Origin of the sequence: Anoxybacillus kestanbolensis (assembly GCF_001996285.1) — a bacterium.
GTDB lineage: Bacteria > Bacillota > Bacilli > Bacillales > Anoxybacillaceae > Anoxybacillus > Anoxybacillus kestanbolensis_A.
The window spans coordinates 68821-89680 of sequence record NZ_MQAD01000013.1; the positions used below are offsets into that span (position 1 = coordinate 68821).

Consider the following 20860-nt stretch of genomic DNA (forward strand, 5'->3'; position numbering starts at 1 on the left):
GTATCCTCGCCCTAGCAGCTGAGAGTTACACGATACAACCTCCAATTAGAGACGCACGTCTCTAAGGGGAACAAAATGGACATACAAATGTGAGCACAAAGGCTGCAATATTTTACACAAAGGCTATTATAGTTTTTTTTTGCGTCTGAGTCAATCATTTTTGTATGGTCTTTGTAATAAGGATTATGGTATGATATAATTAATAGGTCTTAAGTTTTAGGGATATTACAGAAACTCTCATTTTTTTATTTATATGGTTTGTACATATAAAGAGAGGAAGTATGTGCGGGTGAGTGAAAAAAATGGACGTTCAAGAGCGCGATCAATACGCAATATTTAAACAAAAGTTTTTTGATTGGTTTTTAAGTGAAGAAGATTTTACCGATTTACCTCGCATCATTCAAGCGCTCATCACCTTATTGCAAAAAGAGTTTCATTTGTTAGATGTCACCTTTTACGTACTTAACCCGTTTAAACATGCTTTTGAGCCTGAAGTGACGACTGACTGTATGATTAAGCAGCGCCGGGAACATGCCTCGATTCCATTTGATAGTCATCTAAAAGAACAGTTTGACGACGTTATGATTATTGATGACGGAAGCGAGATTAAAACGGTGCAGTTCGGGGTGTATTTTTCAGAAGATTCATGCAGTCTCGTTCGTTTTCGCATACATGAGCGGGATATGCTACCAACATCGTCTATTAAACAAATGAAACACGATTTTTTAAAAGTGTTTGCCCGTATTCGTAAAGTATCTGAAGTATTGAGTGAGGAAAAAAGATATGAACAGTTGCATCGAGCGACAACAAAAATTCATGCCTCGATGAATATTGGTGATGTGCTTGAAGAAATTGTGAAAACGTTAAAGGACGTGTATCCGGCGTTTACGTGCCATCTATTTTTATCACACGATAGTACAACAGATCGTGATTTGCCGATTAAATTGCTCACATTTGAAAATGAAGATGAGCATATGGGAGCAATGCAGGCGTACGTGACGGGGCAAATTCAGCTCCACGATTCGCTTGTCCATAAAAAGTCTGTCATTTATGCTCCGATTAAAGGGGCGCAAGGGATTTATGGCGTCATCGAAATGATTGCTCCGACAGTTATGGAACTTCCAGAGCGAGAGATGCGTTTTATTTCCTTGCTGGCAAATACAGCTGGTAGCGCCTTAGAAAATGCAAAATTGTACGAACAGTCGAAACGATTAATTGCTGACTTACAACTCATTAATGAAACGATTCACCACTTGAACACAAATTTACGTTTCCAAGACGCCTTGCAGTTTATGATCGAAAAAATCAAAACATCGTTTGATGCGGAAGAAGTCGGTTTTATTATTTTACAAGAAAAAGAGCGAAAAGTGCTTCCGGGTAGTACATCTTTTTTCCAATCGCGTGAAGCAAAAGCATATGTAGATTTCGTTTTTCATCGTATTCAACATCCACGTGATACGTTATTTTTAGGTGATGTGAAAATCCATAGCAATGATACGAAACGTTTTCGCTCGCTTATGGCTGTGCCGATGATGCGTGGTATGATGAAAGGTGTAGCAATTGTATTGCATCAAGAGGCGTATCATTTTTCGTTTGATATGTTTAAATTGTTGCAGTCGCTTATTCATCACTCGACGTTGGCGTTTACAAACGCGGCGTTGCGTGAAGAACTCGAACGGATGGTCATTACCGATCGGTTAACGAATTTATACGCACGTCATTACTTAGACGAACGCATCCAACGTTCGATGGAAGAGGACGGATTAGGTACGTTTATTTTAATAGACATTGATAATTTCAAAAAAGTAAACGACACGTACGGACATCAAGTAGGTGATGAAATCATTATTCAAGTGGCAAACATTATTAAAGCAAACATTCGCCAAAACGATATTGGAGCTCGATGGGGTGGAGAGGAACTTGCTATTTATTTACCGAAAGTGTCCATTCATGCGGGTGTATCGATCGCCAATCGTTTAGTACAAAAAGTTCGTGAACTAACGAATCCACCTGTGACCATTTCTTGTGGCGTGTCGTATTGGAAGAAAAATCGTGTTGACTCTGTGAAAGAGCTATTTAATCGTGCGGATGAAGCGCTGTATACAGCGAAACGGGCGGGAAAGAACCGAGTTGTTGTGCAAGAATATTAAAAGAGGCCAATTCATCGGCCTCTTTCTTATATGTTGAGATGCTGAACAAGCGTTTCAACAAAACGTTGTAAATATTGTTCATCTATTTCATCAAAGCGATTTTTGATCGGGCTGTCAATATCGAGCACACCGATGACAACACCGTTTTTCATCATTGGGACGACAATCTCAGATTGAGATGCCGCATCGCATGCGATGTGACCCGGGAAGGTGTGAACATCGGCAACACGTACTGTGCGCTTTTCAATAGCAGCCGTTCCACATACCCCTTTGCCGAACGGAATGCGCACGCAAGCCGGTAACCCTTGAAACGGCCCGAGAACGAGTTCGTTTCCTTCGGTTATATAAAAACCGACCCAATTAATATCGTGCAGAAAATAATTCAATAAAGCGGAAGCGTTCGCTAAGTTCGCTACAACATTTTTTTCATCTGAAATTAACGCTTTCAGTTGTTCGATGACAAGTGTATAATTTTCCTCTCTTGTCCCTGTGTATGCTTGTGTATGAAACATGTTTTTCACTCCTTATACATCAACATATGTTCAATCCCTTGATGAAGTCCAGCGACTGAATGGGCATCCGAGCCGTAAACGAGCGGAACGCCGAGCTCCAATGCTTTTTTGACGACCCAATGGGGTGGATAAGGCTCTAGACAAAGTGGTTTTACTGCTCCAGCCCCGTTATAATCAAGCTCTAATTGGCGGGATTTCATTTCTTTTAAAATACGTGCGATGATGTTAGATGCATCATATTCACACGGGTATGCCCGATGAAACTTTCGAACGAGCGTGATGTGACCGATCCGTTTTGGTTTGTACGGTCCTAAGTCCGCAACAACGGACGCTAACACGGCGTTATAATATGCGTCGTACACTTGTTCAACGGAACCGAGCGAGGCGACGATTTCACCAAACATCTCCTCGCTGTAATCAACACACATATAGCCGTTGCCGACAGCTAAAAAATGAACAGATAAAATGCTATCGTCCAATTGTGGGCCAACTTCATTTAAAAATGCTGTCGTTTCTCGTTCATAACCGACGATGAAATCAACTTCGAGCCCGATGCGAATACGAATATGTCTTTCGTACTGTTTTTTTAATGATTGTAAAATGGATACGTACGACGCTAGTTGCTCTTCTTTCATTGCACTATCTTGGTAAGGGGTTGGGTCTATAAATCCTTTTGGAAGCGGTGCGTGCTCGGTGAATGAAATGTCTGTATAGCCGAGCGAAATAGCCTTTTCAATATATTCATGTAGCGCATCTTTGCTTCCGTGGGGACAGAAAGGTGTATGAATATGTCCATCGCGCACGTTTTTCCCCCCTTTTTGCATGCACAGTTCGACAAAAATCACGTTTTTTAGGAAAAAAATTAAAATTTTTGCTCAAAAAATGTTGCTAACATGGTATCATAAAATCATTGAAAAGAAAATGCCTTCTCCATAAAAAAAAAGAAAGATTGACAACAAGGAGGCCCATTATGGAATTTGTAGCGATTAGTGCGCTCCTCGTCATCGGAGGACTTACATATACATATGTGCATCGAAAACGTTTATATAAACAAATTGACGAATTAGAACAATGGAAAATTTCCTTGATGAATCGACCTGTGCCAGAGGAACTGTCTAAAATTAAGTCGTTAAATATGATGGGGGAAACAGAGCAGCTGTTTGAAAAATGGCGAAATGAGTGGGACGATATTGTTGCTGTTCAGCTTCCGAATATAGAGGAAAAGTTGTTCGACATTGAGGAAGCGGTTGTCAAATACCGATTTATGAAAGCAAAAGAGGCGTTACGTCAAACGGAGCAACAACTACGAGAAATTGAAGGGAACATTCAACGTATTTTATTAGAGTTGCAAGAATTAGTCGGAAGCGAAGAGAAAAATCGAGAAGAAATTGAGCAACTGAAGGAAAAGTATCGTCAAGTAAAAAAAGCGATGCTTACTCAACGTCATGCATTTGGTTGCACAGAAGTTGCGCTTGAGGAGCGATTAGATGATCTTCAAAACCAATTCCAGACATTTGAACAGTTAACAACGGAAGGGAATTATTTAGCTGCTCGCGAAGTCGTAGTGGTTATTCAAAACGAGCTACATGAATTGAACCGTTTTATTGAACAAATTCCGCTTTTATTAAGCGACGCACAAATTGAAATCCCTGCGCAACTCGACAACATTGTCGAGGGATATCGTGAACTGTTAGAAAAAGGGTATGTGCTTGACCATCTTCCGGTTGATAAAGAGGTTGAAGAGGTTCGAGGAAAAGTGTCTCAAGTGGTTGCATTATTAGAAGAGCTTAAAGTCGATGAAGCAGAAGCGCTCCTTCGTGAAACACAAGAAGATGTCGATACGTTGTACGACTTATTAGAAAAAGAAGTGTATGCTGAACGGTTCGTTCATGATGAAACAGAAAAGATCGAACAAACGCTTTACGATTTGGAAGAAGAAACGAAAGAAACGCGTGATGAAACATTATTTGTGCAACAAAGCTATCATTTATCGCAAAGCGACTTAGATAAATATCGACAAATCGAGAAGCAAGTACAACAACTAATGAAACGTTTTATGCTCATCCAAACGAAAATGGCCGAGGAGCGTTTAGCTTACTCGCTTATTCGTGAAGAGCTTGAAGAAATTTTAGCGCAAATTGCTACAGTAAAAGAGAAGCATGCCCAGTTTCGCGAGCATTTATATGCGTTACGCAAAGACGAATTAGCAGCGCGCGAGAAGCTGTCGGAAATGAAAAAACAGTTATCGGAAGCGATTCGACTTGTGAAAAAAAGCAAGCTCCCAGGTTTGCCAGAGTCTTATATGTTACAAGTGAGTGAAGCGCGCGAAAGCTTAACACGCGTTTCCCTTACGCTAGATGGAAAACCATTGAATATGGAGGCGGTTCATCAAGCGTTAGATGAGGCGATCGTTTTTGTGCAAAACGTGTATGATCAAACAAAAGAAATGATTGAACAAGCCCAATTAGCAGAAAGAGTTATACAGTATGGCAACCGCTATCGTCGACGTTTTCAGGTGGTAAAAGAAGGATTAGACGAAGCGGAACAACTGTTTCGAAGATACGAATACGAACTGGCATTACAAAAAGCAATCGCTGTGGTCGAACAAGTCGAAGAAGGGGCATTTGAACGTATTCGAGAGTGGCTAAAAGAAAACGAGTGAAAGGATGTCCTTTCACTCGTCTTTTAACTTACTTTTCTTTCGGTACGTGTGACACGATTTGTTTTGTTTAGTAATAAACCGATGACCCCGCCAATGAGTGCTGGTGTAAGCCAGCCGATCCCTTGTTCAAAGAGCGGCAATGTTTTTTCGTATACATGTAAGATGGACGATACATCAAATCCTGCTGCCTTCAGTCCATCAACGATGCTGACGAGAAGCGTACCAGCGAGCGCCCCGATGTAAACGGTTTGTTTTCCCCTGAAATAGTCATGGAGAAACGATAGGGCGACGAGGGTAATGGCTAATGGATAAATAATAATAAGCACAGGAACGGATAACGAAATGAGTTTCGTTAAACCGACATTTGCGGTGAATGCGCTAAAGCAGCTCATAACAATGGCGAGCATTCGATAGGAAAGCTTTGGCGAAATTTTCGAAAAATAACTTGCGCAAGAAGATAATAAACCAACTGATGTCGTTAAGCACGCAAGCATAATGATGATCGATAAAATGATTGTACCCGCTTGACCGAATAAATAGGTCGCGGTTTGACTAATGATTTCGCCGCCGTTATTGCGATAACCGATCGCTTGTACGCTCGATGCTCCAATAAAAGCGAGCGATACATACACGAGCGTTAATCCAGAAGCAGCCACGAACCCGGCCTGAATACAAAGCTTCGTTAATTGTTTTTTATTTGTAATTCCTTTTTGTTGAATGGCTTGAATGACGATGATACCAAAAACGAGTGCCGCGATGGCATCCATCGTTAAGTACCCGTCAACAAACCCTTTAAAAAACGGGGCGTCTGTATATGCATCCGTTGGCGGTTGAATGTCTCCCATAGGCGTCCATATGCTTTTGACAAAAAATAAAGCAAGACCGATGAGTAAAAGAGGTGTTAACAACTTGCCAATTCGGTCAACTAATTTCGAAGGGTTTAACGCTAACCAAAGGGATATGCTAAAATAAACAACAGTATACACCGCTAACATGACGGATCGATCGACCGTTTCAGGTAAAAATGGTGTCACACCAATTTCAAATGATACCGTACCTGTTCGTGGAATACCAAAAAACGGACCGATCGCTAAATACATAACGATCGTAAAGATGACACCAAATACTGGATGTGCTCGGCTAGCTAATTGTTGCAAGTCGTTCCCTGTTCTTGCAATCGCGATTATTGCTAAAACTGGCAATCCGACACCGGTAATTAAAAAACCTACGATGGCAAGCCACATGTTTTCCCCTGCTGCTTGCCCGAGAGCTGGAGGGAAAATCATGTTACCAGCGCCAAAAAATAAAGCAAATAACATAAAACCGACAGCTATTAAATCTTTTTTCGACATGCTGATCCTCCTTTGTTGTCTCCGTACCAGCATATATACTACCATACAAAATAAAAATTTTGTCGTTTTTATAAAAAGTTTCAATCTTTAAAATATTCTTTGATTATTTCTTTTTTGAATAAAGATGTGATAATATAAGAAGGCTGTTTGTATACGAACGTAATGGAGGTTTGGGCGATGATATATTTAGATAATAGCGCCACAACAAAACCGTTTCCAGAAGTGCTACAATCTTTTTTAAAAGTCGCGAGCGATTATTTTGGCAATCCGTCTTCGCTACACGGACTAGGTATGCAAGCCGAGCGACTGCTCACGCAAGCGAGAGAACAAATCGCACGTTTGCTCGAGGTGAAGCCGACCGAAGTGATTTTTACATCAGGTGGGACGGAAGGAAACAATTTAGCCATTAAAGGTGCGGCTTGGCAACATCAGCAGCGCGGCCGCCACATCATTACAACAGCGATTGAACACCCATCTGTCACCGAGGCGTGCAGACAGCTAGAACAACTCGGTTTTCAAGTTACATATGTACCTGTTGATGAACGTGGTATCGTTTCTCCAACACATATTGAACAAGCGTTGCGCGATGATACAATTCTCGTTTCTGTCATGCATGTAAATAACGAAGTAGGCTCTATTCAACCGATTGAACAAATTGGTGCGATGTTGAAAAAATATCCGAAAGTGCTATTTCATGTTGATGGGGTGCAAGGTGCGGCGAAAGTACCACTTCATTTGAAACAGGCAAACGTTGATTTATATACGGTATCGGCGCATAAATTTCACGGTCTAAAAGGAGCAGGAGTTTTGTACGTTCGCGAAGGTGTGCGCCTTTCTCCGCTTTTATCGGGAGGGGCACAAGAAATGCAATTGCGCTCAGGAACAGAAAATGTCGCTGCTATTGTTGCGATGGCGAAAGCGTTACGATTATCGGTGGAAAAGTATCATGAGGCATATGATCGACTTGAGAAAATGAAACGAGCGCTCATCGAACGCTTACAAACGATTGAAGGTATTCGTGTTCACACGCCATTTGAACAATCAGCTCCACATATTATTCATTTTTCACTAGAAGGAATAAAATCAGAAACGTTTGTTCACGAATTAGAAAAGCAACATATATACGTATCGACAACATCAGCTTGTTCATCCCGTAAAAAAGCGCCAAGTAAAACATTGTTAGCGATGGGAATCGAAAAAACGCGGGCGGAGCGTTCGATTCGCATAAGTTTATCATACGAACAACAAATGGAGCATGTCCCAATCATTATTGAAGCCATTGAGCAAGCATATGAACGATTAAAAATAGTAGTGAGGGGAACGAAATGACGTATGATCATATTGTAATTCGTTACGGTGAAATGTCGACAAAAGGAAAAAATCGTTTACAATTTGTACGATGTTTAAAACGAAATATAGCAAAAAAATTGAAACATTTTCCGAACCTTCAAATTGAAGCGTTGCGCGATCGGATGTACATTCGACTACATCATACACCACCGCAACCTGTCATCGAAAAATTGCAAGAAGTGTTCGGTATTCAATCCTTAAGTTTGGCATTAAAGACAGAGAACGACTTGCAAAAAATAAAAGAAGCAACATTATTTTTCGTGAAACAATTTCCATACGAAGGGAAAACATTCAAAATATCAGCAAGAAGAGCAGATAAACAATTTCCGATCACAACAAATGAATTAAACTATGAGCTCGGTAGTTATGTGCTGAAAAACACAACGGGCTTAACGGTCGACGTCCATCATCCAGACATTGACGTTCGTGTTGAAGTACGAAAGGAAGGAACGTACATTACTGCATATGACGTACCAGGAGCGGGTGGTTTACCTGTTGGAACGAGTGGGAAAGCGATGCTTATGCTTTCTGGTGGAATTGATAGTCCAGTAGCTGGATATTTGGCAATGAAGCGAGGCTTGCAAATTGAGGCTGTTCACTTTTTTAGCCCCCCATTCACAAGTGAGCGAGCGAAGCAAAAAGTGATCGACTTAGCGCAGCGTTTAACGGAATTTGGTGGTACGATTCGTCTTCATATTGTACCGTTTACCGAGTTGCAACAAGCGATTTATAAACAAGTGCCGGAAAATTATTCGTTGATCGCTACGCGGCGTGCGATGTTGCGCATTACAGATGAAATTCGCAAAAAAGAAAATGGATTGGCGATTGTAACTGGGGAAAGTTTAGGGCAAGTTGCTAGTCAAACACTTGAAAGTATGGTCGTTGTCAACGATGTTACAACGACGCCAATTCTTCGTCCGCTCGTCTCAATGGACAAAACGGAAATTATTGCGATTGCTGAACGAATTGGTACACATCACATTTCTATTCGTCCATATGAAGATTGTTGTACGATTTTTACGCCAAAAGCACCGAAGACGAAGCCAAAAAAAGAAAAAATTATCCAATACGAAAAGTTTTTGCCTTTAGATGAAATGATTACAGAAACGGTTGCGCGTGTTGAAACGATCACGTTAAAACCGAATGAGCCATTGGACGAGCTCTTTTAGACGTATGAAGTTCATTTGTTTTGCACAACCTATAGTTGCGAGGGGGTGAAAACAAATGGCAAATCGAAATCGATTGCTCGTCCCTGGTGTGCAACAAGCGATTGATCAAATGAAATATGAGATTGCTCAAGAGTTTGGCGTGCAGTTAGGCTCAGATACAACTGCGCGAGCAAACGGTTCTGTCGGTGGCGAGATTACGAAACGCCTCGTGAAAATGGCAGAACAACAATTGAGTAGCCAAAAATAAATGTTAGGTGACAAAACTCGGTAGTTGACCCTACCGAGTTTTTTATTTTTAAAAATTTTTAGAAAAGTTATACAAAATTATTCGATTTTTTTGTATAATTTTTTTGTATCATACGGTAAGGGGGAGAGGAAAATGAATTTAATTGCACCAGAAAAGTACAATTTAACAAGCGAGTTTGAAAAGTATGCGGACGATCCAAACCGAATGGCGTTGAAATGGGAGAGTGAATCGGGAGAAACAAAAGAGCTTACATATGTTGAGCTAATGAAACAGGCGAATAAAATTGCAAACGCTTTCGTTAATCATGGATTGCAAAAAGGAGATAAAGTGCTTGTGATGCTCCCGCGTTTGTTAGAAGCATATGCGGTATATATAGGTGCGTTGAAAGCCGGGCTTGTCGTTATTCCGAGTTCCGAGATGTTGCGTACAAAAGATTTGCAATATCGGATTTCGCATGGGGAAGTGAAAGGGGTTATTGCTTATTTTCCATATGTTGAGCAATTCATTCCTATTGAGGGTATGGAAAATATGGTCGCATTTTCGGTCGGCGGTTCGACTGAGCGATGGCTCGATTTACATGAAGAAATGGCAAAACAAAGTGATGCATTTGTTGCTGTAGAGACGTCTCGTGAAGATATGGCATTTTTATCTTATACATCGGGGACGACAGGAAATCCGAAAGGTGTAGTGCATACGCACGCTTGGGCATATGCTCACTTAAGAACAGCAGCAAAAAATTGGCTTTGTATTGAAGAAGGGGATCTTGTTTGGGCAACAGCAAGTCCAGGGTGGCAAAAATGGGTATGGAGCCCGTTTTTATCAACGCTTGGATGCGGGGCGACAGGTTTTGTGTACCATGGCCGCTTTGAGCCGGAAAAATATTTGCATCTGCTAGAGAAGTACCGTATAAATGTACTTTGTTGTACACCAACCGAATATCGTCTTATGGCGAAGGTGCCGACGATTTCTCAATATAAGTTGCCGCACTTGCATAGCGCTGTATCAGCAGGTGAACCGTTAAACAGAGAAGTCATTGATACGTTTGAGCGGTATTTTGGTGTTCAAGTTCGCGATGGATATGGACAAACAGAAAATACGTTGCTTGTCGGCGTGATGAAAGGAATGAACATAAAGCCAGGTTCGATGGGGAAACCGACACCAGGGAATCGTGTTGAAATTATTAATGAGTTCGGTGAGCCTTGTGCGGTTGGAGAAGTCGGAGATATTGCGGTTCACGTCGAAACGCCAGCTTTATTTAAGTGTTATTATAAAGACCCGGAACGAACAGCGATGCAGTTTCGTGGAGAATATTATATTACTGGCGATAAAGCGAAAAAAGATGAGGAAGGGTACTTTTGGTTTGAAGGTCGTGGCGACGATATTATTATTAGCTCAGGTTACACAATTGGTCCGTTTGAAGTGGAAGATGCATTAGTGAAACATCCATTTGTGAAAGAATGTGCGGTTGTCGCTAGCCCGGATGAAATTCGGGGGCACGTTGTTAAAGCGTTTATTGTGCTACGAGAAGGGGTAGATAAAAACGACCCGAATTTAATTCCGCAGCTTCAAGAGCACGTGAAACAACTAACAGCGCCGTATAAATATCCGCGCAAAATCGAGTTTGTTGATGATCTACCAAAAACAACTTCTGGGAAAATACGTCGTGTTGAATTGCGTGAGCGTGAAATGAAAGCTATGCAAAAGTAATATATTCCGCTCCGATTTATTCGGAGCGGAAAAAAGCTTGACGAACAAAAAAAATTTTTGTATTATTCTTTTTAGAATTTTCTTAAAATTAAGAAAATGTTTTTATCTCTCTTTTTGGTAACGCTTACATTTTGGTTTTTCGATGTGTAAAGTCATAAACATATGAAAACGCCCATAAAGTGTTATCGAAAGAGAGAGAAATAAAGAAAAAAAGGGGGGGATGAAATGGGCATATTAAACGTGCAAAACGTATCTATTCGTTTTGGTGGTGTTTTAGCGCTTGATGCTGTTTCTTTCGAAGTAAAAGAAGGGGAGATTTTTTCCCTTATTGGACCAAATGGAGCCGGGAAAACGAGCATGTTGAACTGTATTAGCGGCTTGTACAAACCGACAGAGGGGGACATTTTTTTCAAAGGTGAACGGATCACGCATGTCAAACCACATAAACGTGCAGCTTTAGGGATTGCACGGGCGTTTCAAAACATTGAATTGTTTCCTCATTTATCTGTTTTGGACAATCTTATGCTTGGCAGACATGTGCGTATGAAAACAGGCGTGCTTGCGGGGGGATTGTACTGGGGAAAAGCGCAAAAAGAAGAAGTAGAGCATCGTTATAAAGTCGAAGAAGTGATCGATTTTTTAGAGCTTGAACATGTACGCAATGTGCCTGTTGGTACGCTATCTTACGGTTTACAAAAGCGGGTAGAAGTCGGTCGGGCATTAGCGATGGAACCAGATTTACTGTTGCTCGATGAACCAATGGCCGGCATGAACAACGAAGAAAAGGAAGATATGGCGCGCTATATCATCGATATTCACGAAGAAAAAAAGACGACAATTATTTTAATTGAGCACGACATGGGTGTTGTCATGGATTTATCCAATCATATTGCTGTGTTGGATTTTGGAAAATTGATCGCGTACGGAACGCCAAAAGAAGTACAAACAAATCCGCGCGTCATTGAAGCGTATTTAGGAGAAGAACATGCGGTGTAAAGGGGGAGTTTTATGGAACAAATGACGTTTCCGCAACTATTAACCGCTCGTGCGCGGCAAAAAACAAATCAAGTCGCATTGCGCGAAAAAGATTACGGCATTTGGAACGAATATACGTATGGCGATTATTATGAACAAGTGAAAGCGCTCGCATTAGGGCTTGCTTCGCTCGGTTTTCGACGTGGAGATAAACTTGCGATCATTGGGGATAACCGTCCTGAGTGGGTGTTTAGTCAGCTTGCAACGCAAAGTTTAGGAGGGGTGTCGGTCGGCATTTATCAAGAGTCGTTGCCGAATGAACTTGCTTACATTATTGACAATTGTGATGCGACGTTTGTCGTCGTTGAAGATCAAGAACAAGTGGATAAGGTGCTTGAAGTAGAAAAAAATCTTCCAAAAGTGAAACATATTATTTACTATGATCCACGTGGTATGCGAAACTACAAGCACGATAAACTATTGTACTTTCAAGATGTGCAAGCGCTCGGTTGCCAATTTGAACAAACGCATCCGACATATTTCGATGACGAAGTACAGAAAGGATGCTACGATGATATCGCTATTTTATCGTATACATCTGGAACGACAGGCAATCCAAAAGGGACAGAACTTTCTTATCGCAACTTATTTGAAATGGCAAAGAACCTCGCAAAAATCGACCCACTTGACGAACAAGACGAATACCTTTCATTTTTACCACTCGCTTGGATAGGCGAACAAATGATGACCATTTCCATGGCATTCCACTGCAACATAGTTGTGAACTTTCCAGAAGAACCTTCAACGGTGTTTGAAAATTTACGAGAAATTGGACCGCATGTGATGTTTTCACCACCGCGCATTTATGAAGATATCGTTTCAAAATTTCAAGTACGCATTCAAGATGCAAGTTGGCTCAAAAGAAAAATATACGAATGGTGCAAACCAATCGGAGAAAAAGTAGCAGAAGCTCACTTTACAAAAAGCGATGTTTCATTTTGGACGAAATGTTTGTATAAATTGGCTGATTATTTTGTGTTTAGTGCCATTCGGGATCATTTTGGATTGTTGCGTCTAAAACGCGCATACACGGGCGGTGCGCCGCTAGGTCCAGATGTATTTCGCTTTTTTCATAGCATTGGTGTGAATGTGAAAAGTATTTATGGTCAAACCGAAGTATCGGGCATTGCGATCGTTCATCGCGATGGGGACATTAAAGTGGATAGCGTTGGCATGCCAATCCCAGAAACGGAAGTGAAAATTTCTGAGCAAGGTGAAATTTTGTTAAAAAGCCCTAGTGTATGTTGTGGTTATTATAAAAACGAAAAAGCAACGAAAGAAACGATTGAGGACGGCTGGTTGCATACAGGCGATGCAGGGTATATAGATGAAACCGGTCATTTGTATGTTATTGATCGTTTAAAAGATGTCATTCGTTTACAAACGGGTGAGATGTTTTCGCCACAATTTATTGAAAACAAATTGAAATTTAGCCCGTACATTCAAGAAGCTGTGGCCATTGGGCGCGATCGCCCGTACGTTGTGGCGATCATTAACATCGATATGGCGAACGTCGGACGCTGGGCAGAAAAAAATCAACTCGTTTATACGACATATTCCGATTTGTCTGCGAAACAAGAAGTGATTCAGCTTATTCAAGAACAAGTAAACGAAATTAATCAATCGCTTCCGGAGAAAGCGCGTGTGAAAAAGTTTGTGTTGCTTTATAAGGAGCTTGATGCGGATGATGAAGAGCTAACGAGAACGAAAAAAGTGCGCCGTCAATTTATCGCAAAAAAATATGCTCTACTTATTGAAGGGATGTATTCAGAAACAGATCACATTGCTGTAGAAGGAACAATCAAATATCGCGATGGCAAAGAACAAGTGATTAAAACGACATTAAAAGTCGTCTCGATTGATGAAGGGGAGGGAGCGGCGTAAATGGCTTTTTTCTTACAAATGCTTGTAACCGGCATCGTTGTCGGCAGCGTATATGCACTTGTTGCGCTAGGGTTTGTACTCATTTACAAATCGAGCGACGCCATTAATTTTGCGCAAGGTGAGTTTTTACTTATCGGGACATACGTTTGTTTAACGCTTGTTGCTAGCTATAATGTTCCGTTTATTGCAGCGTTATTGCTTGCATTAGCATTTAGTGCATTGCTCGGTTGGAGTGTAGAAAAAGTGGTGTTGCGTCCTTTCATTGGAAAACCGGTCATTTCTATGATTATGGCAACGATCGGGCTATCAAGTGTACTTGCAGGAATCGTCCATATCATTTGGGGACATGAAACGCGTGTATATCCACCTGTTTTTTCTGAAAAGCCATTGCAGTTTGGTGAAGTCATTATTGCTCCTGTATATGCATGGTCGTTTGTCATCGTAATGATTTGGCTCATCATTTTTACGTTATTTTTCAAATATTCACGGTTTGGGATCGCGATGCGGGCGACGGCAGACGATCAACAAGCAGCTTTGTCTATGGGAATTAGCGTAAAAACGATTTTCGCGATTGCATGGGCGATTGCAGCAATTGTATCAGCAGTTGGCGGAGTGCTATTAGGAAATATTAATGGAGTGAACTCTTCGCTTTCGCTGATCGGATTGAAAGTGTTACCTGTCGCCATTTTAGGTGGGCTTGACAGCATTCCTGGGGCGATTATCGGTGGGATTTTCATCGGGATCATTGAAAGCATGACAGGAGGATATTTAGATCCGCTTGTCGGCGGCGGTTTGAAAGAAGTCATTCCGTTTGTCATTCTCGTCATCATTCTTATGGTCAAACCATACGGACTATTCGGTAAAAAAGAAATTGAAAGGGTGTGAGAAATGGTGCGAAATCCGTTTGTAATGCAATGTGGTGAGTTCCATGTCGATTATAAGCAAGATATGACGATTTGGAAAATTGCACGTGTGCGCTGGCGTATTGTAACGATTGTTGCGCTATTTGCACTTTTTCCTATGGTCGCGACAGACTGCGTAGTCGGTTTGGCGACATTATGTGGTATCGCAGCCATTGGGGCCATCGGATTAAATATTTTGACAGGGTTTACTGGTCAAATTTCAATCGGGGTTGGTGCATTTTTAGGAGTAGGAGGATATACATCCGCCATCTTAACGACAAAGCTAGGCATTAGCTTTTGGATCGCTTTCCCGCTTGCTGGTCTCATTACAGCGCTTGTCGGTGCTTTATTTGGGATCCCGTCATTGCGCTTAAAAGGTTTATATTTAGCTATCGCGACATTAGCTGCGCAAGTGATTATTTTGTTCGTTATTTCTCGTTGGGATTCGTTAACAGGAGGAACAGCGGGGCTTGTATTAAGTCGTCCGCAAATCGGTTCGTTTACGTTTATGAGTGAAACGAGCTATTACTATTTAATGTTTGTCGTCTTACTCATCACGATTGTTTTTTCGCTTAATTTATTTCGCACGCGTGTCGGACGCGCATTCATCGCTGTGCGCGATCGCGATATTGCTGCCGAAGTGATGGGGATTGATTTATTTAAATACAAAGTGCTTGCCTTTTTCGTTAGTTCATTTTTCGTTGGTATTGCTGGCGCGCTTCTTGGGCATTACACGATGATCGTTAGCCCAGAACTTTATAGCATTTCCGTTTCAATTGAATATTTAGCGATGATTTTAGTCGGTGGCTTAGGAAGTGTGTTTGGTTCATTGTATGGGGCTGTGTTTATTACACTTATGCCAGTTGTTTTACGGAGCGTTGTCGATGTATTAAGCGGTACGTTTCCTGGGTTAGAAGCTGTTCTCATTGGTATGAAAGAAGTTGTCTTCGGGGTTGTGATCATCTTATTTCTCGTGTATGAGCCAGATGGACTAAATAAAATTTGGTCCAATATAAAAAATTATTTTCGCCTCTGGCCATTTTCTTATACGAAGTAATAAAGCGGGATAACCGCTTTATATAAAAATGAGAAAACATAAGGGGGGATGAATGAATGAAGAAAAAAGGTGCGTTACTCGCCACATTGCTTCTTGGGGCAAGCATGTTGTTTGGATGTTCAGGAGGTGACAAGGCAGCGACAGAACCGACAAAAGAGGGTGGAAAAGAGCAAGGAACGATTAAAATTGGTGCACTGTTTGATATTACGGGTGCAACCGGTGATGTTGGTACACCGTATGCAGAAGGAGAGAAAGCGTATATTGAATACATTAACTCAAAGGGGGGAATAAACGGCTACAAAATTGAGCTTGTTGGTCAAGATTATGCGTATAAAATTCCTGAAGCACAAAAGTTGTATCAAAAATACAAGTCAAGCGACAAAGTATCCGCCATTTTAGGATGGGGAACAGCCGATACAGAAGCGTTACGACAACAAGTGACAGCGGATGAGCTACCGTTTTTTTCCGCTTCTTATTCAGAAAATTTAAAAAATATGAAAGAAAGTCCATACAACTTTTTAACAGCTGCATCGTATTCCGATCAAGCTCGTTCGGTGCTCCGTTGGATTAAAGAAAATCATACAGGCGGCACGCCAAAAGTTGCGCTCATTTACAACGACACCGCATTTGGAAAGTCGCCAATTCAAGATGCAAAAGATTTCGCGAAAGAAATTGGAGTAGAGATTGTGGATGAACAAATTGTTGACTTAAAAGCGCTTGATGCCACATCTCAACTGTTGAACATGAAGAAAAAAGCACCGGATTATGCGATTATTCAACAAACATGGGGAGCGACAGCAACGATTTTAAAAGATGCGAAAAAACTAGGCATTGAAACACAATTTATTGGTTTAAACTGGGCAACTGGTGAAGGATTGCTTCCAATTGCAGGGGATGCGGCAGAAGGGTTTATCGGTGTTGTTACACATGCGTTTCCATATGAAGATTTACCAGGCATGGCTGAAGTGAAAGAGTACTTAGCTAGCAAAGGTGAAAAGTTAGAGGATAAAAACCAAAAGTTTATTCAAGGATGGGTGACAGCAAAAATTTTAGTGGAAGGAATTAAGCAGGCGGACGATCCAACGAGTGGAGAAGGCATTCGTCAAGGATTAGAAAAAATAAAAGATCTTGATTTGGGAGGCTTAGCTGCACCAGTTACGTTTACGGCTGACAACCATGCGGGAACAAATCAAATTCGTCTAGCAAAAGTAGAAAACGGACAGTTTAAAGTGTTTACAGACTACTTCGGATATTAAAGTGAATGAAAGGGTGTTTTCAACGGGAAGCACCCTTTTACTTTCAGAAAGGGGGAGACGGATGCTTACGTTAAACAACGTGGAAGTGATGTATAATCGCGTCATTCTCGTGCTTAAAGGAATGTCGATGGTCATTCCAGAAGGAAAAATTGTCGCGTTGCTTGGCAGTAACGGGGCAGGAAAAACAACAACGCTAAAAGCAATTTCGGGACTGTTAAGAAGTGAAGACGGTGAAGTGACTGATGGTTATATTGAGCTATATGGGGAACGAATCGAAGGAAAAGATGCAGAAGAAATTGTGAAAAAAGGTATTTTTCAATGTATGGAAGGAAGGCGGGTGTTTGAACATTTGACGGTAGAAGAAAATTTAATCGTCGGTGCTCATACGCGTAAAGATCGCCAAAACATAAAAGCTGATTTGCAAAAGGTATATCATTACTTTCCGAAGCTTCATATGTTACGTCATCGACAAGCTGGATATTTATCAGGTGGAGAACAACAAATGTTAGCGATTGGTCGAGGAATGATGGCAAAACCGAAAATTTTATTGCTTGATGAACCGTCGTTAGGAATTGCTCCGCTACTTGTGAAAGAAATTTTTTCGATCATTAAACGAATTAACGAAGAAGAAGGAACGACCATTCTCGTTGTTGAACAAAATGCCAATATCGCGTTGTCGATTGCGCATTACGGATACATTATGGAGAACGGTCGCATTGTCATGGATGGTCCTGTTGAGAGACTGCTTGAAAATGAAGATGTAAAAGAATTTTACCTCGGCATAAGTGAAAAAGGACGAAAAAATTATCGGGAAGTGAAGTCGTATAAACGGAGAAAGCGGTGGTTGTAGTGGAAAGATGGAAATCATTTTTAATTGAGGCGTATGAGCAGTCGCCTGCATTGCGCAAGCGATTAGACGCTGAAAATATCGATCCGTATGAACTAGAAGCGATTGAACAACTTCATCGTATTCCTGTATTAAAAAAGGAACAATTGCCTATTTTCCAAAAACATGCGTTGCCATTTGGAAATATGATTACAAAACGATCGAATGAATTGGCGCGCATATTTATGTCTCCAGGACCGATTTATGATCCACAAGGAGACGATCAAGACGTTTGGGGATTTGCAGAGGCGCTTCAAGCAGCAGGTTTTACGAAAGATGATATTGTTCAAAATACGTTTTCTTATCATTTATCTCCAGCAGGTTTTATGTTTGATAGCGCCCTTCGTCAGATCGGAGCGACAGTCGTTCCTGCAGGACCGGGCAATCGCGAACTGCAAGTGCAACTTATGAGCGATTTACAAGTGACGGGATATGTCGGTACACCAAGTTTTTTACATTTATTGTTGCAGTACGCGGATGAAAAGAGAGTGCGTGTCGCAGTAGAAAAGGCGTTTTTTACCGCAGAGAAGTTAACAGAAAGCATGCGTGAACAGTTTGAACAAAGAGGTATTCGCGTTTTTGAAGGATATGGCACAGCTGATTGCGGATGTATCGCGTTTGAAGATCGAGAGGGATCGGGCTTAAAAATTAGTTCACGTGCGATCGTGCAATTATGCGACCCGATTACAGGCGTACCGCTTGATGAAGAAGGGGAAATTGTTGTTACGATATTTGATCGGACGTATCCGCTCGTTCGGTTAGGTACGGGAGATGTTTCACGGTGGGTTGATGGCTACAAAGGAGAGCGTATCGTCGGTGTGCTTGGACGTGTCGGAACTAGTGTAAAAGTGAAAGGAATGTTTGTTCATGAACAACAGTTAAAGCAAGTGATGACGGAAGTGGGGTGTCCGACATTCCAAGCCATTGTGACAAACGAAAACGACCGTGATCAATTAACGATTTACACCGAAAAAGAACTGGGTGAAGAAGCGAAGCAAAAAATTAACAACGTCATTCGTGTGACTCCAACATTCGTTTCTGTACATCGTATAAACGAAGAGGAACGGTGTCTTGTTGATCGAAGAAAATGGTAAAAAGAGGCGTTATGCCTCTTTTTACAAAAATGTTCGTTTTACTTTTTCCCAAAAAGAGTTATCTTTTAACTTGACCGTTTTTATGACTTTTCCACTTAATGCAATATCAATTTTTTCAACATGTTGAATGCTTAATGCTTCATTATCCATCCCGATAATTGGATAGTCGTTTCCGTCTTGTACGACTTTTAATGTAAGTTTTCGGTTTCCGCTTAAAATAAATGATGAACCGAGGGTGCGATAAAGATTGTTGTTTAGCGATGCTAATTCGCTTACTTGAAAGCAAGGAAGCATCGGGTCTACGACTGCTCCATTGACCGATTTGTTGTAGGCAGTACTTCCCGTCGGTGTAGCAATGATCATGCCATCCCCGCGGAATGTTTCAAAATGTAAATCGTCAATAAACACGTCCATGACAAATGTTTTAATAATACTTGAACGAATCGTACATTCATTTAAACAATAAAATGATGTAGAGTCATTTACTGTAACGTAAATCGTTGGATATTTACGCACTTCAATTTGTTCGGTTGTCATCGCCTCAATCATTTTGTCCGTATCATGAATATGAAAATCGCAATACATACTTAATGAACCCGACGTTGAAATACCGGCATATAAGCAGTCGTCACGGAAGCCTGTTTTTCTGACGGCTTGTAAAAATGTCCCATCGCCACCTACGCTTACAATAATGTTTGCGTGCTTCGCATCGTCCATGACTTGAAATCCATACTGTTTGGCGAGTTCAATAAGCGGTTGGACTTGCTTTGTCGTTTCTTCATCATGTTTATGAAAAAAGTACATGCGATTACGGCGTTCAGTCATCGTTTTCCCTCCGTTAAAATGTCCTCACGTTTATTTTATCATTTATTTTCCATTCATTGCGAATTTATTCGTTTAATTTTGCTCGTTTTTGTCGAAAATGTCATCGGGAAGGAAGTGAAAAACCGATGATTTTTATTATTGCCATCATCTTTATTGCCTTCTTAACGTTTATTCCTTTTTTACATGTATACATGACGATTCAATTTCAACATGCACAAGATAATGATCAATTCACCATTGATGTTCGTATCCTTCGCATATTTCATTATCGATTTGTTGTTCCGCTCATTGAAATATCGAAAAAGGAAGCTGGAGTAGTGACAGAGCAAAAAACAACAACAGGAAAAGACGAAAAAACAACGTTTACTGTCACCGACGCTCGCGAACGTCTAGCGCAATTGAAACAATGGCTAAACCAAATCGTTCATTTACATACAATCATGAAAAAGTTTTTGCAACATGTGTCGGTTTTACAGTTTCAATGGCATACACAAATTGGTGTCGGTGACGCGGCAAAAACCGCCGTGCTTGTCGGGGTTGGATGGTCGGTAAAATATTATATGGTGGCAATGATAAGTAAATATATGAACGTTTGTATCACTCCTTCCATTTCTATCGTTCCTTTTTTCCAAGGAGCTGTATCGCGTACGTCATTTACATGTATGATCCAATTTCGAATTGGTTACGCTATATTAGCAGGACTGAAGGTCGTTAAACATTGGAAAAAAGACATGTGAGTCACAAATGATGTGGACAGTTGTTAGGAGGAATG

The 20860-nt window shown here is 41.0% G+C and carries 18 protein-coding genes; 14 read left to right on the plus strand and 4 right to left on the minus strand.

Features of this window, described 5'->3' with window-relative positions; genetic code table 11:
- Positions 1-302 precede the first annotated feature (302 nt).
- Positions 303-2150, plus strand: coding sequence for a sensor domain-containing diguanylate cyclase (locus BO219_RS08940; protein WP_226373801.1), 1848 nt, complete (start codon positions 303-305; stop codon positions 2148-2150).
- Positions 2151-2176: 26 nt separating this feature from the next.
- Here BO219_RS08940 and BO219_RS08945 read toward each other — a convergent pair whose 3' ends face one another.
- Positions 2177-2662, minus strand: a complete 486-nt coding sequence (locus BO219_RS08945) for a GAF domain-containing protein (protein WP_077429275.1) — start codon at positions 2660-2662, stop codon at positions 2177-2179.
- Between the two features lie 5 nt (positions 2663-2667).
- A complete protein-coding gene (hisJ, locus tag BO219_RS08950) occupies positions 2668-3465 on the minus strand; it encodes a histidinol-phosphatase HisJ (protein WP_077429276.1) in 798 nt (265 codons plus the stop codon).
- 167 nt (positions 3466-3632) lie between these two features.
- Between hisJ and ezrA the strand changes: the two genes are divergently transcribed.
- Positions 3633-5324: a septation ring formation regulator EzrA gene (gene ezrA, locus BO219_RS08955; RefSeq protein WP_077429277.1), complete on the plus strand. Its 1692-nt coding sequence runs from the start codon at positions 3633-3635 to the stop codon at positions 5322-5324.
- A 23-nt stretch (positions 5325-5347) separates the two neighbouring features.
- Here the strand turns inward: ezrA and brnQ are convergent, their stop codons facing one another.
- Complete coding sequence (gene brnQ, locus BO219_RS08960) at positions 5348-6676, minus strand: branched-chain amino acid transport system II carrier protein (protein ID WP_077429278.1); 1329 nt, start codon at positions 6674-6676, stop codon at positions 5348-5350.
- 177 nt (positions 6677-6853) lie between these two features.
- On the opposite strand from brnQ, the gene BO219_RS08965 reads away from it, so the two are divergent.
- The 11 genes from BO219_RS08965 (at position 6854) to BO219_RS09015 (ending at position 19263) form a co-directional block, all read left to right on the plus strand.
- Positions 6854-8005: a cysteine desulfurase family protein gene (locus BO219_RS08965; protein ID WP_077429279.1), complete on the plus strand. Its 1152-nt coding sequence runs from the start codon at positions 6854-6856 to the stop codon at positions 8003-8005.
- Positions 8002-9195 carry a tRNA uracil 4-sulfurtransferase ThiI gene (thiI, locus tag BO219_RS08970; RefSeq protein ID WP_077429280.1) on the plus strand — a complete coding sequence of 398 codons (1194 nt, stop codon included), beginning with the start codon at positions 8002-8004 and terminating at the stop codon, positions 9193-9195. The genes BO219_RS08965 and thiI overlap by 4 nt, the downstream gene beginning before the upstream one ends.
- Before the next feature lie 55 nt (positions 9196-9250).
- Entirely contained in the window at positions 9251-9442 is a 192-nt protein-coding gene (locus BO219_RS08975) for an alpha/beta-type small acid-soluble spore protein (protein ID WP_077429281.1), read from the plus strand.
- 132 nt (positions 9443-9574) lie between these two features.
- Entirely contained in the window at positions 9575-11149 is a 1575-nt protein-coding gene (mbcS, locus tag BO219_RS08980; protein ID WP_077429282.1) for an acyl-CoA synthetase MbcS, read from the plus strand.
- Positions 11150-11374: 225 nt separating this feature from the next.
- The gene (locus BO219_RS08985) at positions 11375-12145 is read left to right on the plus strand and encodes an ABC transporter ATP-binding protein (protein WP_006320796.1); all 771 of its coding nucleotides are present in this window, start codon (positions 11375-11377) and stop codon (positions 12143-12145) included.
- 12 nt (positions 12146-12157) lie between these two features.
- Positions 12158-14068: an AMP-binding protein gene (locus BO219_RS08990; RefSeq protein ID WP_077429283.1), complete on the plus strand. Its 1911-nt coding sequence runs from the start codon at positions 12158-12160 to the stop codon at positions 14066-14068.
- On the plus strand, positions 14069-14953 hold the full coding sequence (locus BO219_RS08995; protein ID WP_006320798.1) for a branched-chain amino acid ABC transporter permease: 885 nt from the start codon (positions 14069-14071) through the stop codon (positions 14951-14953).
- A 3-nt stretch (positions 14954-14956) separates the two neighbouring features.
- Positions 14957-16027 (plus strand): branched-chain amino acid ABC transporter permease, encoded by a 1071-nt coding sequence (locus tag BO219_RS09000; protein WP_198936680.1) that lies wholly within the window; start codon positions 14957-14959, stop codon positions 16025-16027.
- Positions 16028-16083: 56 nt separating this feature from the next.
- Positions 16084-17283 carry an ABC transporter substrate-binding protein gene (locus BO219_RS09005; RefSeq protein ID WP_077429284.1) on the plus strand — a complete coding sequence of 400 codons (1200 nt, stop codon included), beginning with the start codon at positions 16084-16086 and terminating at the stop codon, positions 17281-17283.
- 61 nt (positions 17284-17344) lie between these two features.
- On the plus strand, positions 17345-18133 hold the full coding sequence (locus BO219_RS09010) for an ABC transporter ATP-binding protein (RefSeq protein ID WP_035020094.1): 789 nt from the start codon (positions 17345-17347) through the stop codon (positions 18131-18133).
- Positions 18133-19263: a phenylacetate--CoA ligase family protein gene (locus BO219_RS09015; RefSeq protein ID WP_077429339.1), complete on the plus strand. Its 1131-nt coding sequence runs from the start codon at positions 18133-18135 to the stop codon at positions 19261-19263. The genes BO219_RS09010 and BO219_RS09015 overlap by 1 nt, the downstream gene beginning before the upstream one ends.
- Positions 19264-19284: 21 nt before the next feature.
- Here BO219_RS09015 and BO219_RS09020 read toward each other — a convergent pair whose 3' ends face one another.
- On the minus strand, positions 19285-20088 hold the full coding sequence (locus tag BO219_RS09020) for an NAD kinase (protein ID WP_077429285.1): 804 nt from the start codon (positions 20086-20088) through the stop codon (positions 19285-19287).
- 125 nt (positions 20089-20213) lie between these two features.
- Between BO219_RS09020 and BO219_RS09025 the strand changes: the two genes are divergently transcribed.
- Positions 20214-20825, plus strand: coding sequence for a DUF2953 domain-containing protein (locus BO219_RS09025; protein WP_077429286.1), 612 nt, complete (start codon positions 20214-20216; stop codon positions 20823-20825).
- Positions 20826-20860 lie beyond the last annotated feature (35 nt).

What these genes read in the sequence shown, in the direction of transcription:
- BO219_RS08940 (WP_226373801.1), top strand. Translation starts at nt 303, where the DNA reads ATGGACGTTCAAGAGCGCGATCAATACGCAATATTTAAACAAAAGTTT.
- BO219_RS08945 (WP_077429275.1), bottom strand. Translation starts at nt 2,662, where the DNA reads ATGTTTCATACACAAGCATACACAGGGACAAGAGAGGAAAATTATACA.
- ezrA (WP_077429277.1), top strand. Translation starts at nt 3,633, where the DNA reads ATGGAATTTGTAGCGATTAGTGCGCTCCTCGTCATCGGAGGACTTACA.
- brnQ (WP_077429278.1), bottom strand. Translation starts at nt 6,676, where the DNA reads ATGTCGAAAAAAGATTTAATAGCTGTCGGTTTTATGTTATTTGCTTTA.
- BO219_RS08965 (WP_077429279.1), top strand. Translation starts at nt 6,854, where the DNA reads ATGATATATTTAGATAATAGCGCCACAACAAAACCGTTTCCAGAAGTG.
- thiI (WP_077429280.1), top strand. Translation starts at nt 8,002, where the DNA reads ATGACGTATGATCATATTGTAATTCGTTACGGTGAAATGTCGACAAAA.
- BO219_RS08975 (WP_077429281.1), top strand. Translation starts at nt 9,251, where the DNA reads ATGGCAAATCGAAATCGATTGCTCGTCCCTGGTGTGCAACAAGCGATT.
- mbcS (WP_077429282.1), top strand. Translation starts at nt 9,575, where the DNA reads ATGAATTTAATTGCACCAGAAAAGTACAATTTAACAAGCGAGTTTGAA.
- BO219_RS08985 (WP_006320796.1), top strand. Translation starts at nt 11,375, where the DNA reads ATGGGCATATTAAACGTGCAAAACGTATCTATTCGTTTTGGTGGTGTT.
- BO219_RS08990 (WP_077429283.1), top strand. Translation starts at nt 12,158, where the DNA reads ATGGAACAAATGACGTTTCCGCAACTATTAACCGCTCGTGCGCGGCAA.
- BO219_RS08995 (WP_006320798.1), top strand. Translation starts at nt 14,069, where the DNA reads ATGGCTTTTTTCTTACAAATGCTTGTAACCGGCATCGTTGTCGGCAGC.
- BO219_RS09000 (WP_198936680.1), top strand. Translation starts at nt 14,957, where the DNA reads ATGGTGCGAAATCCGTTTGTAATGCAATGTGGTGAGTTCCATGTCGAT.
- BO219_RS09005 (WP_077429284.1), top strand. Translation starts at nt 16,084, where the DNA reads ATGAAGAAAAAAGGTGCGTTACTCGCCACATTGCTTCTTGGGGCAAGC.
- BO219_RS09010 (WP_035020094.1), top strand. Translation starts at nt 17,345, where the DNA reads ATGCTTACGTTAAACAACGTGGAAGTGATGTATAATCGCGTCATTCTC.
- BO219_RS09020 (WP_077429285.1), bottom strand. Translation starts at nt 20,088, where the DNA reads ATGACTGAACGCCGTAATCGCATGTACTTTTTTCATAAACATGATGAA.
- BO219_RS09025 (WP_077429286.1), top strand. Translation starts at nt 20,214, where the DNA reads ATGATTTTTATTATTGCCATCATCTTTATTGCCTTCTTAACGTTTATT.